19 protein-coding genes are annotated in these 16587 nt (G+C 65.8%); 2 read left to right on the top strand and 17 right to left on the bottom strand.

The features are described from left to right. Positions 1 to 324: 324 nt before the first annotated feature. From AC56LK_RS24460 to alr, 13 genes are all read right to left on the bottom strand, one after another. The gene (locus AC56LK_RS24460; protein ID WP_497187052.1) at positions 325 to 735 is read right to left on the bottom strand and encodes a GlcG/HbpS family heme-binding protein; all 411 of its coding nucleotides are present in this window, start codon (positions 733 to 735) and stop codon (positions 325 to 327) included. 9 nt (positions 736 to 744) lie between these two features. After that, on the bottom strand, positions 745 to 1662 hold the full coding sequence (locus AC56LK_RS24455; protein ID WP_497187051.1) for a patatin-like phospholipase family protein: 918 nt from the start codon (positions 1660 to 1662) through the stop codon (positions 745 to 747). Between the two features lie 64 nt (positions 1663 to 1726). Further along, on the bottom strand, positions 1727 to 3019 hold the full coding sequence (gene phoR / locus AC56LK_RS24450; protein WP_497187063.1) for a phosphate regulon sensor histidine kinase PhoR: 1293 nt from the start codon (positions 3017 to 3019) through the stop codon (positions 1727 to 1729). A gap of 9 nt (positions 3020 to 3028) precedes the next feature. Continuing rightward, complete coding sequence (locus tag AC56LK_RS24445) at positions 3029 to 3715, bottom strand: response regulator (protein WP_497187050.1); 687 nt, start codon at positions 3713 to 3715, stop codon at positions 3029 to 3031. Between the two features lie 2 nt (positions 3716 to 3717). Next, positions 3718 to 4419, bottom strand: coding sequence for a phosphate signaling complex protein PhoU (phoU, locus tag AC56LK_RS24440; protein WP_497187049.1), 702 nt, complete (start codon positions 4417 to 4419; stop codon positions 3718 to 3720). A 34-nt stretch (positions 4420 to 4453) separates the two neighbouring features. Further along, the gene (pstB, locus tag AC56LK_RS24435) at positions 4454 to 5248 is read right to left on the bottom strand and encodes a phosphate ABC transporter ATP-binding protein PstB (RefSeq protein ID WP_497187048.1); all 795 of its coding nucleotides are present in this window, start codon (positions 5246 to 5248) and stop codon (positions 4454 to 4456) included. 19 nt (positions 5249 to 5267) lie between these two features. Continuing rightward, positions 5268 to 6125: a phosphate ABC transporter permease PstA gene (gene pstA / locus AC56LK_RS24430; protein ID WP_497187047.1), complete on the bottom strand. Its 858-nt coding sequence runs from the start codon at positions 6123 to 6125 to the stop codon at positions 5268 to 5270. After that, positions 6125 to 7147, bottom strand: a complete 1023-nt coding sequence (gene pstC, locus AC56LK_RS24425; protein ID WP_497187046.1) for a phosphate ABC transporter permease subunit PstC — start codon at positions 7145 to 7147, stop codon at positions 6125 to 6127. Before pstC ends, pstA begins: the two co-directional genes overlap by 1 nt. A 77-nt stretch (positions 7148 to 7224) precedes the next feature. After that, complete coding sequence (gene pstS / locus AC56LK_RS24420) at positions 7225 to 8262, bottom strand: phosphate ABC transporter substrate-binding protein PstS (RefSeq protein ID WP_497187045.1); 1038 nt, start codon at positions 8260 to 8262, stop codon at positions 7225 to 7227. Positions 8263 to 8318: 56 nt separating this feature from the next. Beyond that, positions 8319 to 8717, bottom strand: coding sequence for a hypothetical protein (locus AC56LK_RS24415; protein ID WP_497187044.1), 399 nt, complete (start codon positions 8715 to 8717; stop codon positions 8319 to 8321). A 24-nt stretch (positions 8718 to 8741) separates the two neighbouring features. After that, positions 8742 to 9062 carry a PilZ domain-containing protein gene (locus tag AC56LK_RS24410; RefSeq protein ID WP_497187043.1) on the bottom strand — a complete coding sequence of 107 codons (321 nt, stop codon included), beginning with the start codon at positions 9060 to 9062 and terminating at the stop codon, positions 8742 to 8744. A 29-nt stretch (positions 9063 to 9091) separates the two neighbouring features. Then, on the bottom strand, positions 9092 to 10468 hold the full coding sequence (gene radA, locus AC56LK_RS24405) for a DNA repair protein RadA (protein ID WP_436106554.1): 1377 nt from the start codon (positions 10466 to 10468) through the stop codon (positions 9092 to 9094). Next, positions 10461 to 11567 carry an alanine racemase gene (alr, locus tag AC56LK_RS24400; protein WP_497187042.1) on the bottom strand — a complete coding sequence of 369 codons (1107 nt, stop codon included), beginning with the start codon at positions 11565 to 11567 and terminating at the stop codon, positions 10461 to 10463. Before alr ends, radA begins: the two co-directional genes overlap by 8 nt. A gap of 147 nt (positions 11568 to 11714) precedes the next feature. On the opposite strand from alr, the gene lplT reads away from it, so the two are divergent. Further along, a complete protein-coding gene (lplT, locus tag AC56LK_RS24395) occupies positions 11715 to 12965 on the top strand; it encodes a lysophospholipid transporter LplT (RefSeq protein WP_497187041.1) in 1251 nt (416 codons plus the stop codon). A 44-nt stretch (positions 12966 to 13009) separates the two neighbouring features. On the opposite strand, the gene AC56LK_RS24390 is transcribed toward lplT, so the two are convergent. From AC56LK_RS24390 to tsaB, 4 genes are read right to left on the bottom strand one after another with little or no spacing between them, the layout of a single operon-like run. Beyond that, positions 13010 to 13978, bottom strand: a complete 969-nt coding sequence (locus AC56LK_RS24390) for a DUF1853 family protein (protein ID WP_497187040.1) — start codon at positions 13976 to 13978, stop codon at positions 13010 to 13012. Continuing rightward, positions 13962 to 14816: a uracil-DNA glycosylase gene (locus AC56LK_RS24385; protein ID WP_497187039.1), complete on the bottom strand. Its 855-nt coding sequence runs from the start codon at positions 14814 to 14816 to the stop codon at positions 13962 to 13964. The genes AC56LK_RS24390 and AC56LK_RS24385 overlap by 17 nt, the downstream gene beginning before the upstream one ends. After that, the gene (gene rimI / locus AC56LK_RS24380; RefSeq protein WP_497187038.1) at positions 14813 to 15283 is read right to left on the bottom strand and encodes a ribosomal protein S18-alanine N-acetyltransferase; all 471 of its coding nucleotides are present in this window, start codon (positions 15281 to 15283) and stop codon (positions 14813 to 14815) included. Before rimI ends, AC56LK_RS24385 begins: the two co-directional genes overlap by 4 nt. Then, positions 15280 to 15996 (bottom strand): tRNA (adenosine(37)-N6)-threonylcarbamoyltransferase complex dimerization subunit type 1 TsaB, encoded by a 717-nt coding sequence (tsaB, locus tag AC56LK_RS24375; protein WP_497187037.1) that lies wholly within the window; start codon positions 15994 to 15996, stop codon positions 15280 to 15282. The genes rimI and tsaB overlap by 4 nt, the downstream gene beginning before the upstream one ends. A 44-nt stretch (positions 15997 to 16040) precedes the next feature. Here tsaB and AC56LK_RS24370 point away from each other — a divergent pair, with 44 nt between their 5' ends. Then, positions 16041 to 16460 carry a thioredoxin family protein gene (locus AC56LK_RS24370; protein WP_497187036.1) on the top strand — a complete coding sequence of 140 codons (420 nt, stop codon included), beginning with the start codon at positions 16041 to 16043 and terminating at the stop codon, positions 16458 to 16460. Positions 16461 to 16587 lie beyond the last annotated feature (127 nt).

Here is a 16587-nt window from a genome sequence, read left to right as displayed (position 1 = left end):
ATAAAGTTACCGTAGCTGCGCCACGTCAGACCGACATCCAACAAACCCGGGCGGACGTGCCTGTGCCGGTAGCTGGACATCTAGTTGAATGAGGGATGGTGGGTAGGCGCTACGGCAAATGTGTGAATGGTTAAACTTCCAAATTATAGCGCGAAATGCCCCTATTCGGCAATGCAGCAATTTTACAAAAGTGGGGCTGGTTTTGCCCAAAGCTGCCCGAAACCGGTGCGCAAGGCCTTGTTTTGCTGCTTTTGCGAAATAAAACAAAAGGCACCCGCAGGTGCCTTCCGATGACAAGCAGTGAAAAGCAGTGACAGACCCGATTTATTCGCCGGTCAGGGCGGCAATGCCGGCCTTGGCGATTTGCGCGTCTTCGGTCGACTTCACGCCCGACACGCCCACCGCGCCGATGACGTGGCCGTCGACGATCACCGGCACGCCGCCTTCCAGCATGCCGTCGAGTTCCGGGGCGGACAGGAAGGACACGCGGCCGTTGTTGATAATCTCTTCGTAGATCCTCGATTCGCGGCGGCCCAGTGCTGCAGTCCTGGCCTTCGCCGGCGCAAGATGCGAGGACACCGGCGGCACACCGTCGAGCCGCTGGAACCACAGCAGATGACCGCCGTCGTCGACGATGGCAAACGCCACCGCCCAGTTGTTGCGCAACGCCTCGGCTTCGGCGCCGGCGGCGATCTTCTTGACGTCTTCGAGGGTGAGGTAAGGCTTGGTTTTCATGCGATTCCTTTATTGTGCTTGCTGTTTGGCCCTGAGCTTGGCCTTGATCTGGGACATGACGGCCGCCGCCGCCTGCTCGCCGGCGAGGATCGCCAGGTTGCGGTTGCTGAAGTCGGCGCTGCCCATGTTGCCGAGGTTCGGCGTGATGACGACGTCGGCTTCCTTCAGCTCGAAATGGTTGAGGCGCTGGCCCATGATGCTGAAGGTCTGCATCAGGACGTCGAGCGAACTGGCGGTGGCTGCCCCCTCGGTGGCGCTCGAGATGTTCACCGCGATGATGAACTCGGCGCCCATGTCCTTGGTGAACTTCACCGGCACCGGGGCCACGAGGCCGCCGTCGACATAGGTCTTGGCGCCGATCTTCACCGGCTGGAACACGCTCGGCACCGCGGACGAGGCGCGCACGGCCATGCCGGTATTGCCCTTGCTGAACAGGATCGGCTGGCCGGTCTTGAGGTCGGTGGCGACGGCGCCGAAGCGGATCTTCAGGCGCTCCATCGGCAGGTTGTTGACGGCCTTGTTGACGTAGTTCTGCAGCGCCTCCCCTTTCAGGACGCCGGTGGACTTGCCGAACAGCGGCAGGGCCCAGTCGGAAATCGTGGCTTCGTCCATGGCCAGCGCCGTCTTCTGCAGCGCGAAGCCGTTCAGGCCGGAAGCGTAGAGCGAGCCGACCACGGAGCCGGCGCTGGTGCCGACCACGATCTCGGGCACGATGCCCTGGGCTTCCAGGGCCTTGATGACGCCGATGTGGGCGAAGCCGCGCGCGGCGCCGCCACCGAGGGCGAGGCCGATCTTCAGCTTGCGTGGTGGCGGAGGTGGTGCGACCTGCTGGGCGACGGGCGTTGCGGGGGGCTGGGTCGGGGTGCTGCCGCAGGCGCTCAGGAGCAGCGCGGCGCAGGCGATCAGGGAGCTACGACGAGAGAACATATGGGGTGCCGAAAAGAACGAGGCACGATTGTAACCCGAGCAGCGACCGGCCAGAACATTGGGACTAGCCCGGCAGCGAGGTGTTCGGCAGGACGGCCGTAAAGCTGCTCCCCCGCCCCGGCACCGAGCTGATCAGCAAACGCCCGCCATGGCGCAGCAGCACGTGCTTCACGATCGCCAGGCCGAGGCCGGTACCCTGGGTTTCGCGCGAGCGGCTCTTGTCGACGCGGTAGAAGCGCTCGGTCAGGCGCGAGATGTGGATCGGCTCGATGCCGATGCCGCAATCCATCACCGAGAAACGCAGGTCGTCCGCCCCGCGCGTCCATTTCAGGCGGATCGTGCCGCCGTCCGGCGAGTAACGCACCGCGTTCGAGGCCAGGTTGGCGAAAGCACTCCGCAGCTCTTCCTGGCTGCCCATCACGTCCGGACCGTCGAATTCGACCTCGACCTGGTGCCGGCCGCCGGACAGGGCACGCGCTTCCGCCGCCACCGAATCGACCATCGCCTTCATGTCCACCCGCTCGCGCTTGAGCGGGAACTCGTCCGACTCCAGGCGCGACAGGGTCAGCATGTCGCCGATCAGGCGCTGCATCCGCTGCGCCTGTTCGGTCATCAGGCTCAGGTGGGCGGTGCGCGTGGCCACGTCCAGGCCGGGGTCCGACATCGCGATCTCGAGGAAGCCGACGATGACGGTGAGCGGTGTACGCAGCTCGTGCGAGGCGTTGGCGATGAAGTCGCGCCGCATCGCTTCGATCCGTTCGGTATCGGTAGCGTCGTGGGTCACCAGGATCTGGCGCCGGTTTTCGAAGGGGATGATGCGGCATTCCAGCTTGCGGCCGCGGAAGGACAGGGTCAGCGGCTGCTCGTAGCGCCCCAGGATCACGTAGTCGATGAATTCGGGATGGCGCACCAGGTTGGTCACGCGCAGGCCCTTGTCGCGCGCCATGGTCAGGCCGAGGTGGCGCTCGGCGGCCTCGTTGCACCACTCCAGGAACAGGACGTCGTCCATGATCGCCACGCCTTCCGGCAGCAGCTGCATCGCCTCGCGGAAGCGGGCCAGCCATTCGGCCATTTCGGCCTGGTGGCGCTCGTCCTCGCGCCGCAGCCGGTAGAGGCGCGCGAAGACGTCGGTCCAGGCGCCCCAGCCGTCCGGCAGGCGGCTGCTGTGCGGGGCGTTCAGCCACTCGCCCAGTTCGTGCAGGTAACGCAGCTGGACGAACAGCGCGATGATGACGGCCACCAGCGTGAAGGCAAGGGCTTCCACCAGGCTCGACATCCACCAGACGATGCCGGCGGCGGCGAACACCAGGCCCAGGCGCAGGACCGCCGGCACCCAGAACAGGACCTTGGGACTCATGGAGCGCATTTACTTCTCGGACAGCATGTAGCCGACGCTGCGCACCGTGCGGATCAGGCCATCGGCACTCTTGAGCGCCTTGCGCAGCCGCAGCACGTGCACGTCGACGGTGCGCTCCTCGATCACGGCATGATCGCCCCACACCTTGTCGAGCAGCTGGGCGCGCGAGAACACGCGCTCGCGGTGCGCCATCAGGAACTTGAGCAGCTTGTACTCGGCGTTGCCGATGTCGATCTGCTGGTTCTCGACCGACACCGTGCAGCTGTTCGGGTCCAGCACCACGGCACCCGCACGCAAGGGCGCTTCGGCCAGGTGCGGGCTTTTACGGCGCAGCAGCGCACGGCTCCGGGCCAGCAGTTCGCGCGGCGAGAACGGCTTGGTGACGTAATCGTCCGCGCCCGTGTTGAGGCCGGCGATCTTGTCCTCTTCCATGCTCTTGGCGGTCAGCATGATGACCGGGATCTCCTGGAAGTCGCGGTCGGCGCGCAGGCGCGACAGCAGGCGCAGGCCGCTCTGGTCGGGCAGCATCCAGTCCAGCAGCACCAGGTCGGGCTTGCCGCGCGAGATGCTGTCCCAGGCGCCGCCCGCGGTGTCGGCGGTGCGGATGTCCCAGCCGGCTTCGCGCAGCGAATACTTCACCAGCTCGACGATCGCAGGTTCGTCCTCGACCACCAGCACGCTCGTGTTGTCCGCCATGCTCAGGACGCCGCCGGTTCGCTCGCCACCGGCTTGCTGTGGCGGATGTCGCGGCCCTCGACCACGTAGATCACGTACTCGGCGATGTTCTTGGCGTGGTCGCCGATGCGCTCGATCGCCTTGGCCACCCACAGCGTGTCCAGCGCCGAGGAGATCGTGCGCGGATCTTCCATCATGAAGGTGATCAGGTTGCGCAGGATGGTGCGGAACTCGTGATCGATCACTTCGTCGGCGGCGATCAGTTCCAGCGCCTGGCGGCCGTCCAGGCGCGCGAAGGCGTCCAGCGCATTGTGCAGCAGGTCGCAGGTGCCCTTGGCGATGGTGCGCACCATGTCGTAGTGGGCGAAGGAGGCGCCGTTGCGCTCGTGCAGGCCCTTGGCGGTGCGGGCGATCTTCGCGGCCTCGTCGCCGATGCGCTCGAGGTCGGTGATCACCTTGATGGTGGCCATCACGGTGCGCAGGTCGTTCGCGGTCGGCTGGCGGCGCACGATCAGGTGGCTGCAGGCGTCGTCGAGCTGCACTTCGAGCTGGTTGACGGCCTGGTCGTCGGCGATCACGCGGTCGGCGCGCGCGCTGTCGCCCACGCGGAAGCACTCCAGCGCTTCGTCGAACGCGGTTTCCACCATGCCGCCCATCAGCAGGACCTTGGACCTGATCGCTTCCAGTTCCTGGTCGTACTGCTTGGATGAATGCTCGCCTGTCATAAAACTCTCCGAAATGATATTTGTATTCTGACGATCAGCCGAAACGACCGGTGATGTAGTCCTGGGTTTCTTTACGGGCCGGATTCATGAAGATCTGGTCGGTCTCGCCGAACTCCACGAGTTCGCCCAGGTACATGTAGGCAGTGTAATCCGAGCAACGCGCAGCCTGCTGCATGTTGTGGGTCACGATGGTGATCGTGTAGTCCTGCTTCAGCTCGCTGATCAGTTCCTCGATCTTGGCGGTCGAGATCGGGTCCAGCGCCGAGGTCGGCTCGTCCAGCAGCAGGACATCGGGTTTCACAGCCACGCCGCGGGCGATGCACAGGCGCTGCTGCTGGCCGCCGGACAGCGACAGGCCGCTCTTGTTCAGCTTATCCTTGGCTTCTTCCCACAGGGCCGCCTTCTTCAGCGCCCACTCCACGCGCTCGTCCATCTCGCCCTTCGACAGGTTCTCGTACAGGCGCACGCCGAAGGCGATGTTGTCGTAGATCGACATCGGGAACGGGGTCGGCTTCTGGAACACCATGCCGACCTTCGCGCGCAGCATGTTGACGTCGACGCCCGGCTCCAGGATGTTGCGGCCGCGGTACATGATCGAGCCCTCGGCGCGCTGGCCCGGGTACAGGTCGTACATGCGGTTCAGGGTGCGCAGCAGGGTCGACTTGCCGCAGCCCGAGGGGCCGATGAAGGCCGTCACCTGCTTGTCGTGGATGTCGAGCGAGACGTTCTTGAGGCTCTGCGTTTTGCCGTAGAAGAAATTCAGGCCCGAGATCTCGATCGTCTTGCTCTTGGCGGCGCTGGATGCCTGGTTGTGCATGGCTTGGTTCATCACGTTTTGTATAGGTAGATTAGCGCGGAGTTTTTTGGCTGAACATGGTCCGCGACAGGATATTCAGCATCAACACGGTAAAGGTCACCAGCAGCGCCCCGCCCCAGGCCAGCGAACGCCAGTCGTCGTAGGGGCTCATGGCATAGGTGTAGATCACGACCGGCAGGTTGGCCATCGGCGCGTTCATGTCGGTGCTGTAGAACTGGTTGTTCAGAGCGGTGAACAGCAGCGGCGCGGTTTCTCCGGAGACGCGCGCCACCGCCAGCAGCACGCCGGTGATGACGCCGGCCTTGACGGCGCGCAGGCGTACCGTCATGGCCACCTTCCAGTGCGGCGCGCCGAGGGCGTAGGCCGCCTCCAGCAGGCTGGTCGGCACCAGGCGCAGCATGTTGTCGGTGGTGCGTACCACGACCGGAATCGCGATCAGGGACAGCGCGACGGACCCGGCGTAACCCGCGAAATTACCGACCTTGGCCACGTACAGGGCATAGACGAACACGCCGATCACGATCGATGGGGCCGACAGCATGATGTCGGTGACGAAACGCGTGACCTGGGCAAACTTGTTGTTCTCGCCGTACTCCGCCAGGTAGATACCGGCCAGGATGCCGATCGGGGTGCTGACCAGGGTCGACAGGCCGACCATCATCAGGCTGCCGACAATCGCGTTACGCAGGCCGCCCGGGCTGCCCGGTGCCGGGGTATCGGCAGTGAACATGCTGAGGGACAGCGCGCCGAAGCCGTTGATCAGGAGCGTGGCCAGAATCCAGGCCAGGACAGCCAGTCCGACGCCCATGGCGCTCACGGACAGGAAAATGCCGATGCGGTGCGCGAGCAGGCGCTTGCGGTACACGGGGTTTTTCGCGATGGTGTGCATTATTTGCTACCTTCCTTACGGGACATTCCAAGCAGCATCAGCTTTGCTGCCGACAGCACGATGAAGGTGATGGCGAACAGGATCAGGCCCAAGGCGAACAACGAGGACGAGTGGAGCGGCGTGGTGGCTTCGTTGAATTCATTGGCCAGGGTCGAGGAAATCGAATTACCTGCCGAGAACAAGGACCAGGACAGATCGTGCGCATTGCCGATCAAGAAAGTGACGGCCATGGTTTCGCCCAGGGCGCGACCCAGGCCCAGCATCACGCCGCCCACGACGCCAGTGCGGGTGTAAGGCAGCACGATCTTGCGCACCACTTCCCATTTGGTGCAACCGAGGCCATACGCCGATTCCTTCAGGACGGTCGGGACGATCTCGAACACGTCACGCATCACCGAAGCGATGAATGGGATGATCATGATGGCGAGGATCAGGCCGGCAGTCAGGATGCCGATGCCCATGATCGGCCCCTGGAACAGGAGGCCGATCACCGGCAGCTGGCCGATGGTATTTTTCAGCAAGGGCTGGACGTGGTCCGCGAACAGCGGCGCGAACACGAAGAAGCCCCACATGCCGTAGATGATCGAAGGCACGCCGGCCAGCAGCTCGACTGCCGTGCCCAGCGGGCGGCGCAGCCACACCGGGCAGATCTCGGTGAGGAAGAGCGCGATGCCGAAGCTGATCGGGAAGGCCACCGCCAGCGCGATGATCGAGGTGGCGAGCGTGCCCCAGATCGCGATCATGGCGCCGTACTGGTCGCCCACCGGGTCCCATTCGACGCGGGTGATGAAGCCGGCGCCGAATTCCTTGAAGGCCGGCGCGGCGCCGATGGCGAGCGAGACGATGATCCCGACCAGCACGACGAGCACCGAGGCCGCGAACAGCAGCGTGATCTTGTGGAAGAAGAAGTCCTGGATGCGTTGATTGCGCATGGTCTTGCGCAGGGCGGCCGACTGGTGGGCCGCATCGACCGCTGCCGGGTCGGCCAGGTCGTTCAGCGCAGCGCTTGGTTGTACGCTCATAATTTTTTGTCAATCTTTCTGGCAAACGGAGGGGCCGGCGAACCCGCCCCCTCCCTCATGCTTCTATAGGAGATGTTTTACCAGAGCGCCTTGCCGGCGGCGTCCTTCATGTTGGCTTTCCAGGCGTCCTGCACCAGCTTGACGACGCTGTCCGGCATCGGCACGTAGTCCAGCTCGGCAGCCGAGGCGTCGCCGTTCTTGTACGCCCAATCGAAGAACTTCAGCACTTCCTTGCCCTTCGCGGCGTCGGCCTGGCTCTTGTGCATCAGGATGTAGCTGGCGCCGGTGATCGGCCAGCTTGCCTTGCCAGGCTGGTTGGTCAACACCACGGCGAAGCCCGGGGTGCCGGACCAGTTGGCGCCGGCGGCGGCGGCCTTGAAGCCTTCGTCGTCCGGCTGCAGGAAGACACCTTCCTTGTTCTGCAGCTGGGTGTGCTGCATGCGGTTCTTCTTGGCGTAAGCCCATTCGACATAGCCGATCGAGCCCTTGATGCGCTGGACGTTGGCGGCGACGCCTTCGTTGCCCTTGCCGCCCACGCCCACGGCCCACTTCACCGCGGTGCCGGAGCCAATCTTCGATTTCCATTCCGGGCTGCTCTGCGACAGGAAGTCGGTCCACAGGAAGGAGGTACCCGAGCTGTCGGCGCGGCGCACGACGGTGATGTCGTCCGCCGGGAGCTTGACTCCCGGGTTCAGTGCGGCGATCTGCGGCGCGTTCCACTTGGTGATCTTGCCCAGGTAGATGTCGGCGATCAGGGCGCCCGACAACTTGACCTGGCCCGGGGCGACGCCCGCAAGATTAATGACCGGCACCACACCGCCCATGATGGCCGGGAACTGGAACAGGCCGGCGGCTTCCAGCTCGGCTGCCGGGAGCGGCATGTCCGATGCCCCGAAGTCGACGGTCTTGGCCTTGATCTGCTTGATGCCCGCGCCCGAGCCGACCGACTGGTAGTTCAAGCCGTTCCCGGAGGCCTTCTGGTAGAGCTCGGCCCACTTCGAATAAATCGGATACGGGAAAGTTGCGCCTGCGCCGGTGATGTTGGCTGCCTGGGCGCTGGCGGCCATGGTCGAGGCGGCGACGGCGATGGAGACGAGCAAATGCTTCATGCGCATGATTAATCCTTTGAAAGTGGTCCGGGAAGGTCCCGCGATTCGTAACGCTGCGAAGTCTACTGGCCGAATATGACAAGTTCATGACAGATGTAATAATTCGGGGCGCGGCGGTATATTGACGCAGTTTCCGCGGCTGTGTCACGCGCTTTGGCGACATGAAAATATTCACGCCGCCCGCCCTCCCTGCCCCTTGTAAATACGCAGCCTTCTGCTAAGCTGAAATCGTAGCTTTCATAGGGAGGGAATGCTGAAAGGCGTTCGAATGTATGTTCAGTATCATGGTATTTGGCATCCTCAGCGGCTTGGCTGGACTCGTTGCTTTCGAGATCTACCAAGAGGTGCGGGGCAGCAAAGACGGGTTCTACGATCACTATCACGAATAGTGCCGGTCCGGATTCGGACCATGTCATAAAGCGAAAAAACGGCGAGGCCCCCAGGGCGCTCGCCGTTTTCATGTCGGCCTCCCGGCCGCTGCCGGATCAGCGCAGGAAGCGCGCCACCGCCGTCATCGCCGCCAGTTCCAGGTTCAGGAACTGGAAACCGATCTTGAACTCACCATTGCTGAAAATGCAATACAGGGCCTTGGCGCGCGCGCTGATCGGCACGAGTTTTCCGTCGACCAGCAGGTCGAAGCTCAGCTGCCCGGTCTGCCCGACCAGCAGCGGCTCCGGCAGGCTGATGCTGACGCCGTTGGCGCCGAGGTCGCTGGTGCGGCCGCTGACGGGCGCCTCGCCTTCCATGGCGACGCGGGCGCGCGTCCGCAGCAGCTTGCGTTCGGATTTTCTTTGTTCTGTATACACGTTGAATCGTTATGCTTGAGTTGGATGAGTCAGTCGAGCTCGCGCAGCTTGGTGAAGGCCTGGTCGATCCGCTCCACGGCGACGATGGTCATGCCCTCGATCTTCTGCTTCGGCGCGTTCCCCTTCGGGATCATGGCGATCGAGAAGCCCAGCTTGGCCGCTTCGCGCAGGCGCTCCTGCCCGCGCGGCGCCGGGCGGATTTCGCCGGCCAGGCCGACTTCGCCGAACACCACCAGGCCGCGCGGCAGCGGCTTGTTGCGCATCGACGAGTTAATCGCCAACAGCACCGCCAGGTCGGCGGCCGGCTCGGTGATCTTGACGCCGCCGACCGCGTTGATGAACACGTCCTGGTCGAAGGCGGCGATGCCGGCATGGCGGTGCAGCACCGCCAGCAGCATGGCCAGGCGGTTCTGCTCCAGGCCGACCGACAGCCGGCGCGCATTCGGCAGGTGGCTGGCGTCGACCAGGGCCTGGATTTCGACCAGCAAGGGCCTGGTGCCCTCCTGGGTCACCATCACGCAGGAACCCGGTACCTGGCTGTCGTGCTGCGACAGGAACAGGGCCGAGGGGTTCGACACCCCTTTCAGGCCCTTCTCGGTCATGGCGAACACACCCAGCTCGTTCACCGCGCCAAAGCGGTTCTTGATGGCGCGCACCAGGCGGAAGCTGCTCTGGGTGTCGCCTTCGAAGTACAGCACGGTGTCGACGATGTGCTCGAGCACGCGCGGGCCGGCCAGCGCGCCCTCCTTGGTGACGTGGCCGACCAGGATGATGGTCACCCCGGTCTGCTTGGCCACCCGGGTGAGCTGGGCCGCGCATTCGCGCACCTGGGCCACCGAGCCCGGGGCCGAGGTCAGCGCATCCGAATACAAGGTCTGGATCGAGTCGATCACCGCCACTTCCGGCTTCAGGTCGGCCAGGGTGCCGAGGATCTTCTCGAGCTGGATCTCGGCCTGGAGCTTCAGTTCGGCCGAATCGACCGACAGGCGGCGCGCGCGCAGCGCGATCTGGGCGCCGGATTCCTCGCCGCTTACATACAAGGTACTGCGGGTGGCGGCCAGGTTCGCGAGCGCCTGCAGCAGCAGGGTCGACTTGCCGATGCCCGGGTCGCCGCCGATCAGCACCACGCCGCCGGCCACCAGGCCGCCGCCCAGCACGCGGTCGAATTCCTCGATGCCGGTACCGAAACGCGGCACGTCGAGCGCGTCGATGTCCTTCAGGGACAGCACCGGCGCGGTTTGCGCGAGCGCCTTGTGCGCGGTCTGCGACATGCGGTTCACGCCCTGCGGCTCGATCACGCTTTCCACCATCGTGTTCCAGGCCTTGCAATCCGGGCACTGGCCGGACCAGCGGGCGGCGGTCGCGCCGCACTCGCTGCAGGTATAGGCGGTTCGGGTCTTAGCCATCGGTTCCCATTCTTCCTTCAAGTACGCGCACCCGCGGGGCGAGTGCGCACATCAGTTCATAGCCGATCGTGCCGGCGGCCTGGGCCACCTCGTCGATCGGGAGTCCATCGCCCCAGAGCGTCACCTTGCTGCCGACCCGGGCATTCGCGACCGGGGTCAGGTCGACCGTCATCATGTCCATCGAGACCCGGCCGACCAGGGTCGTGCGCACGCCGTCGACGATCACCGGGGTGCCGTGCGGCGCGTGGCGCGGGTAGCCGTCGGCATAGCCGCAGGCCACCACGCCCACCGTCATCGGCCCGGTCGCCTCGAAGCGGCTGCCGTAGCCGACCGTGTCGCCGGCCTCGATGCGCTGGATGCCGATGATCTCGGAGCGCAGGGTCATGGTGGGCCGCAGGCCGTAGTCCTGGGCGCTGCGCCCGCCGGGGGTGCCGCCATAGAGCATGATGCCGGGCCGGACCCAGTCGTTCGACAGCGCGTCGCCCAATTCCGCCTGGTGCAGCACGCCGCCGGAATTCGACAGGCTGCGCTCGCCCGGCAGCTCGCCGGCGCCGAAGCGGAAGCGCCGCACCTGCTCGGTGATGGTCAGGCGCGGGTGTTCCAGCTCGTCGGCGTTGGCGAAGTGGGTCATGTGGGTGATGTGGCGCACGTCGGGAATGGCGCGCAGGCGCTTGTAGGCGGCCGCGTAGTCGCCAGGCGGGAAGCCCAGCCGGTTCATCCCCGTGTTCATCTTCAGGTGCACGTCGATCGGGCGGTAGTGCCGGGTGTATTCCAGCATTTTGATCTGCTCGATGTTATGCACCGCACTATTGATGTTGTGCTCGGCCAGCAGCGGCACGTCCGAGGCATCGAAGATCCCCTCGAGCAGCAGGATCGGCTTGATCCAGCCGCTTTGGCGCAGGCGCACCGCGTTCTCGGTCTCGACCAGGGCCAGGCCGTCGGCCTGGGCGAAGCCGCGCATGCCGCGTTCCAGGCCATGCCCGTAGGCGTTGGCCTTGACCACGGCCCAGATCTTCGCCTGCGGCGCCGCGGCGCGCGCCCGCTGCAGATTATGCTGCATGGATTCGAGGTGGATGGTGGCGGAAAGCGGTCGTGGCATGGCGAAAACCAGCTTTGATGGGTGGATGAAGAAAGGGTCTATTTTACCGGACCGGGCTCATACGCGCTTTTGACATGGCCGGTTTTCTTTTGGCGCAAGGGTCATTCATGGTATAAAGCAACTCGAACCAGTTTTTACTCTTTTCGAATGAACCGTGGCTTTTATACCATCATGGCGGCGCAGTTCTTTTCGTCGCTGGCAGACAATGCGCTCCTCTTTGTTGCGATCAGTCTGCTGACGTCGATGAACGCCCCGGCTTCGCTGACACCCCTGCTGAAGCTGTCATTCGTGCTCTTCTACGTGCTGCTGGCCGCCTTCGTCGGAGCGTTCGCCGATTCGCTGCCCAAGGGCCGCGTCATGTTCATCGCGAACCTGATCAAGATTTCCGGCTGCGCCCTGATGTTCCTGAGCGTGCACCCGCTGCTCGCCTATGCCGTGGTCGGCTTCGGCGCGGCCGTCTACTCCCCCGCCAAGTACGGCATCCTGACCGAACTGCTGCCGCCCGAGAAGCTGGTGCCGGCCAACGGCTGGATCGAGGGCCTGACCGTCATGTCGATCATTCTCGGCACCGTCGCCGGCGGCGCCCTCGTGAGCGAGCGCGGCGCCAGCTTCCTCCTCGGCCTGGAGATGCCCGGCATCGACACCGGCGCCGAAGCGGCGATGGCGGTGGTAGTCGGCGTCTATATATTGGCATCCCTGTTCAACCTGCGCATTCCGGAAACCGGCGCCCGTTACGAACATCAGGAGCGCAATCCGGCCAAGCTGATCGCCGACTTCGCCAACTGCTCGGCCACCCTGTGGCGCGACAAGCTGGGCCAGATCTCGCTGGCCGTCACCACCCTGTTCTGGGGCGCCGGCGCCACCCTGCAGTTCATCGTGCTGAAATGGGCCGAGCGCTCGCTGCACATGCCCCTCGACAAAGCCACCAACCTGATCGGCGTGGTCGCGATCGGCGTCGCCCTGGGCGCGGCCATGGCGGCGCGCATGATCCCGCTGCGCAAATCGCTGACCGTGATCCCGCTCGGGATCATCATGGGCCTGGTCGTGTGCAGCATGGTATTTGTCACCTCGGTGAAGCTGGCCTACCCGCTGCTGGCCCTGATCGGCTTCCTGTCGGGCTTCTTCGTGGTGCCGATGAACGCGCTGCTGCAGCACCGCGGCCACGTCCTGATGAGCGCCGGGCACTCGATCGCGGTGCAGAATTTCAATGAGAACCTGTCGATCCTGACCATGCTGGCCCTGTACGCGATCATGATCACGCTGAACCTCGACCTGGACATCATCGTCGTCATGTTCGGCCTGTCGGTGGCCGGCATCATGTACTTCATCGGGCGCCGCCACGCGGCCAACCAGCGCGAGCACGACTCGCTGGCGCTGATCGGCGAAGGCAAGCACTGATTCATTCTACGTATCACAGAGCCGCAAAGGCAATGTGATACGTATCACCCGACGGCCTTCACCATCCTTCTCGCAGCGGCGCGCTCGCGCCAGTCGTTCGGCACGATGAAGCCGCGTTCGATCTCCTCGATCTTCCCCGGCGTATGCCGAACCACGGCCACCAATACCGGCGTCGACGAAATCTCGAACCGGGCCGACAGTTCGGCGTGCAGCCCGGCGCGGTTCAGCATCCAGACCGCCGAGGCGGCGCGGAAAGGCGCCAGCCACTGCAGGCGCGGCAGGATCAGGAATTCCTCCCCTGCCAGGGCGTCGATCTCCTCGAGCGCGCACCAGAAGCCGCGGCAATGGCCGGCGGCGATCCCGCGCATCGCCGGCCAGCTGCCGGAGGGATAAAACAGCCAGCCCTTCACCAGCGCCCGCGCCTTCGCCACGGGACGCGGCAGCAAGGCCTGCGCCGCCGGGTGCCCGCCGAGGCTGAGCTGGCGCTCGAAGACCTTGCGCATCTTGAGGCCGAGGCTGTCGGCCAGGTTGGGGCCGACCAAGGCGCTCAGTTGCCAATCCTGTTCCCGGCCCGCTTCTCCGTCGAGCAGATAGAACTTGGTCGCGAATTCGATGTGCTCGACCGCGTCCGCGCCGTCTTCCAATAGAAAATCGAATTCGCCGACGGTATCGTTGGCGCTGGCGCGCACCTGCAGGCCGTGCGCGACCAGGCGGCCCTGCTGCTCGAAATAGAAGGCCAGCAGCTTTTCGGCATACAGGCCGAGGCGGGTGTAGATTTTCCCGCCCAGCGCCGCGTCCAGGGCGGCAGGATCGTGGTCGAGGCGCGCCAGCCAGGCGGCGACCTCCGGCGTCACCGGCCCGAGGCTGGCGATGCGGCCGGCCCACAGCGGGTCTTGCGCATCGAGCAGGTCGGGCGCGTCGAGCAGCCAGGCCAGCGCCCGCACCCGCGCGCGCCGCAGGTGGCCCCAGCGGCGGTGGAAGCCTTGCTGGTAGGTCTCAGCCGGCGCGTCCATCGCGTTCGCCGGCGGCGCGCGCCCGGCACAGGTCGGCCCAGGCCAGGGCCTTGTCGGCGCCGCGGCGCAGCAGCTCGCCCGGATGCAGGGTCGCCACCAGCGGCACCGCGCCCAGCGCGTGGACCGCGCCGCGGCTGCCGGCCAGCGGCTCCTGCAAGGGCTTGCCCAGCAGGCCGTTGGCCGCCACCTGGCCCAGGGTCAGCACCAGGCCGGCGCCCGTGAGTTCGCGTTCGCGCTCCAGGAAGGGACGGCAGGCCGCCGCTTCCTCGGCGGTCGGCGCGCGGTCGCCGCCGTTCGCGTTCGCCGGGCGGCATTTCACCAGCGGGGTGACGTAAACATCGGTCTCGCGCGACATGCCGACGGCGAGCAGCATATTGTCGAGCAGCTTGCCCGGCTCGCCGGTGAGCGGCTGGCCGGCCTTTTCGTCGGCCGTGCTGGCGGTGCCGGCGGCCACCAGCCAGCGCGCCTGGCGCGCACCCGCGCCGAGCACGGGCTTGCGGCCCTCGCTGCAGGCGCTGCAATGCTTGCAGGCGGCGATAGCCTGGCGCAGGGCCGGCCAGTCCATCGCCGACACGTCGAGCCGTTCCGCTTCGGCCTCGGCGCCCCAGGCCCGGTCTTCGCTGACGGGCGGCGTCCAGGCCGGACGCACTGCGGGTTCGGCCACCTGGCGCGGCATCGGCGGCGGCGCCAGCGGCTGGGCCGGGACTGGCGGCGCCACTTCCGGCACGGGCTCGGGCGAGGTCTCTTGCACCGAGCGCAAGCTCCACAGCGGCCCGATGCCCATTTCAGCGAGGAAGGCCGCGTCGCGATCACCAATCCGCTTCACTGCGCCATTCATAAGGCTATCCTCATCACGATGGCGTCCTCGCGCTGTCCGCCGTGCGCCGGGTAGTATCCCTTGCGGCGCCCGATCTCGCGGTAGCCGTAGCGGCGGTAGACGGCGAGCGCGCGTTCGTTGGACGGGCGCACTTCCAGCAGCACCGATTCCATGCCCTGCCCACGGGCGCGGGCGCCGATGCGGTCGAGCAGGTGGCGCCCCAGGCCCCGGCCCTGGCGGCCGGCGGCCACCGCCACGTCGAGCAGGTGGGCTTCGTCGACCGCATACATCAGGATGTAGTAGCCGGCCAGCACGCCCGCGGCATCGCGCACGGTCCAGGCGTCATAGCCGCTGGCCAGCGAATCGGTGAAATTCCCACGGCTCCAGGGGTGCGGGAACACGCTGCATTCGAGTGCATGGACCTCGTCCACGTCGCCCGAAGTCATCGGCGCGAAGCTGAGCGCGGCGGCGTCGTGCAATGCCATCATGCCCCGGCCTTCGCGGCATTGATGGCCTGGCGTTCGGCGCTGGTGTAGGCGACCTTGTTGCGCAGGTAGAGCGGCTGGGCCCGGGCGGCCGGCACGGCCAGCCCGGCGGCCAGCGCCGGGGCGCCCAGCAGCGCCAGCTCGCGCGCATGCGGCAGGATGTCGTCCAGGGCGCCCGCAGCGAAAGCCTTGCCGGCAAAGGCTTCGGGATAGGCCGAGAAGCCGTTGCCGCAGGCGGCCAGGCCCTCGGCCGGCAGCGGTGCGAGGTCTTGCGGGGCGCACAGCGCGGGCGCCGCGACTTCAAGCCAGGCGCCGCGCGCGGCGTCATGACGGTACTGCGCCCAGTACACCTCGCCCATGCGCGCATCCAGCACGGCCAGCACCTCGGTGGCCCCGGTGCGGGCGCGGCAGGCTTCGGCCATCGCTTCCAGGGTCACCATCGGCAGCACCGGCAGCCTGGCACCGAAGGCCAGGCCCTGGGCCACGCCACAGGCGGTGCGCACGCCGGTGAAGGAGCCGGGACCGGCCCCGAAGGCGATCGCGTCGCAGTCGGCGAGGCCCAGACCGGCTTCGCGCAGCAGTTCCTGCACCATCGGCAGGATCGATTGCGAATGGGTGCGCACGCCGGATGTGGAACGGGCGATGACGTGGTCCCCGGCCAGCAGCGCGCAGGACGCGAGCTCGGACGAGGTTTCAATGGCGAGAATGGTGGACATGGCCATATTTTACCTGCTCGGCTACACACGGTAAAATTCATCCCATGCAAAGCCTGACCCTGGATTCCGACAACCGCGAGGCCATCGCCGCCGCCGTCAACGGCGAGGCCCTGACCGTCGCCTGCCTGTGCGCCGCCTGGTGCGGCACCTGCTCGTCCTACCGCGCCACCTTCGAGGAGCTGGCCCTGCGCCATCCCGACAAGACCTTCGTCTGGATCGACATCGAAGACCAGGCCGACATCGTGGGCGACCTCGACGTGGACAACTTCCCTACCCTGCTGGTGCAGCGCGGCGACACGGTCGCCTTCTTCGGCACCATGCTGCCCGACGGCGCCGTGGCCGACCGCCTGGTGCAGGCGCAAGCCGCCCAGAGCGACGAGGAAATGGCGCGCTGGGCCAGCTCCAGCGAAGAGCGGCGCGCCTGGCAGCGCGACTGCAACTTGCGCGTCTTGTTGGCCGCGTAGGGTGGGCGGCTTTGAACTGACCCCAGAAAGTTGGACATCAACTTTCTGGGGTTTTTCACATGGGGAAGTACACACCTGCCTTCAAGCTAATTGTCGTGCAACGATATCTTGAAGGCTCGATGGGTTA

The sequence above is a fragment of the Telluria sp. ZB4P36 genome (assembly GCF_059685865.1).
The sequence above is the reverse complement of the archived record's forward strand: the minus strand, read 5'-3'. Positions and strand labels throughout refer to the sequence as shown.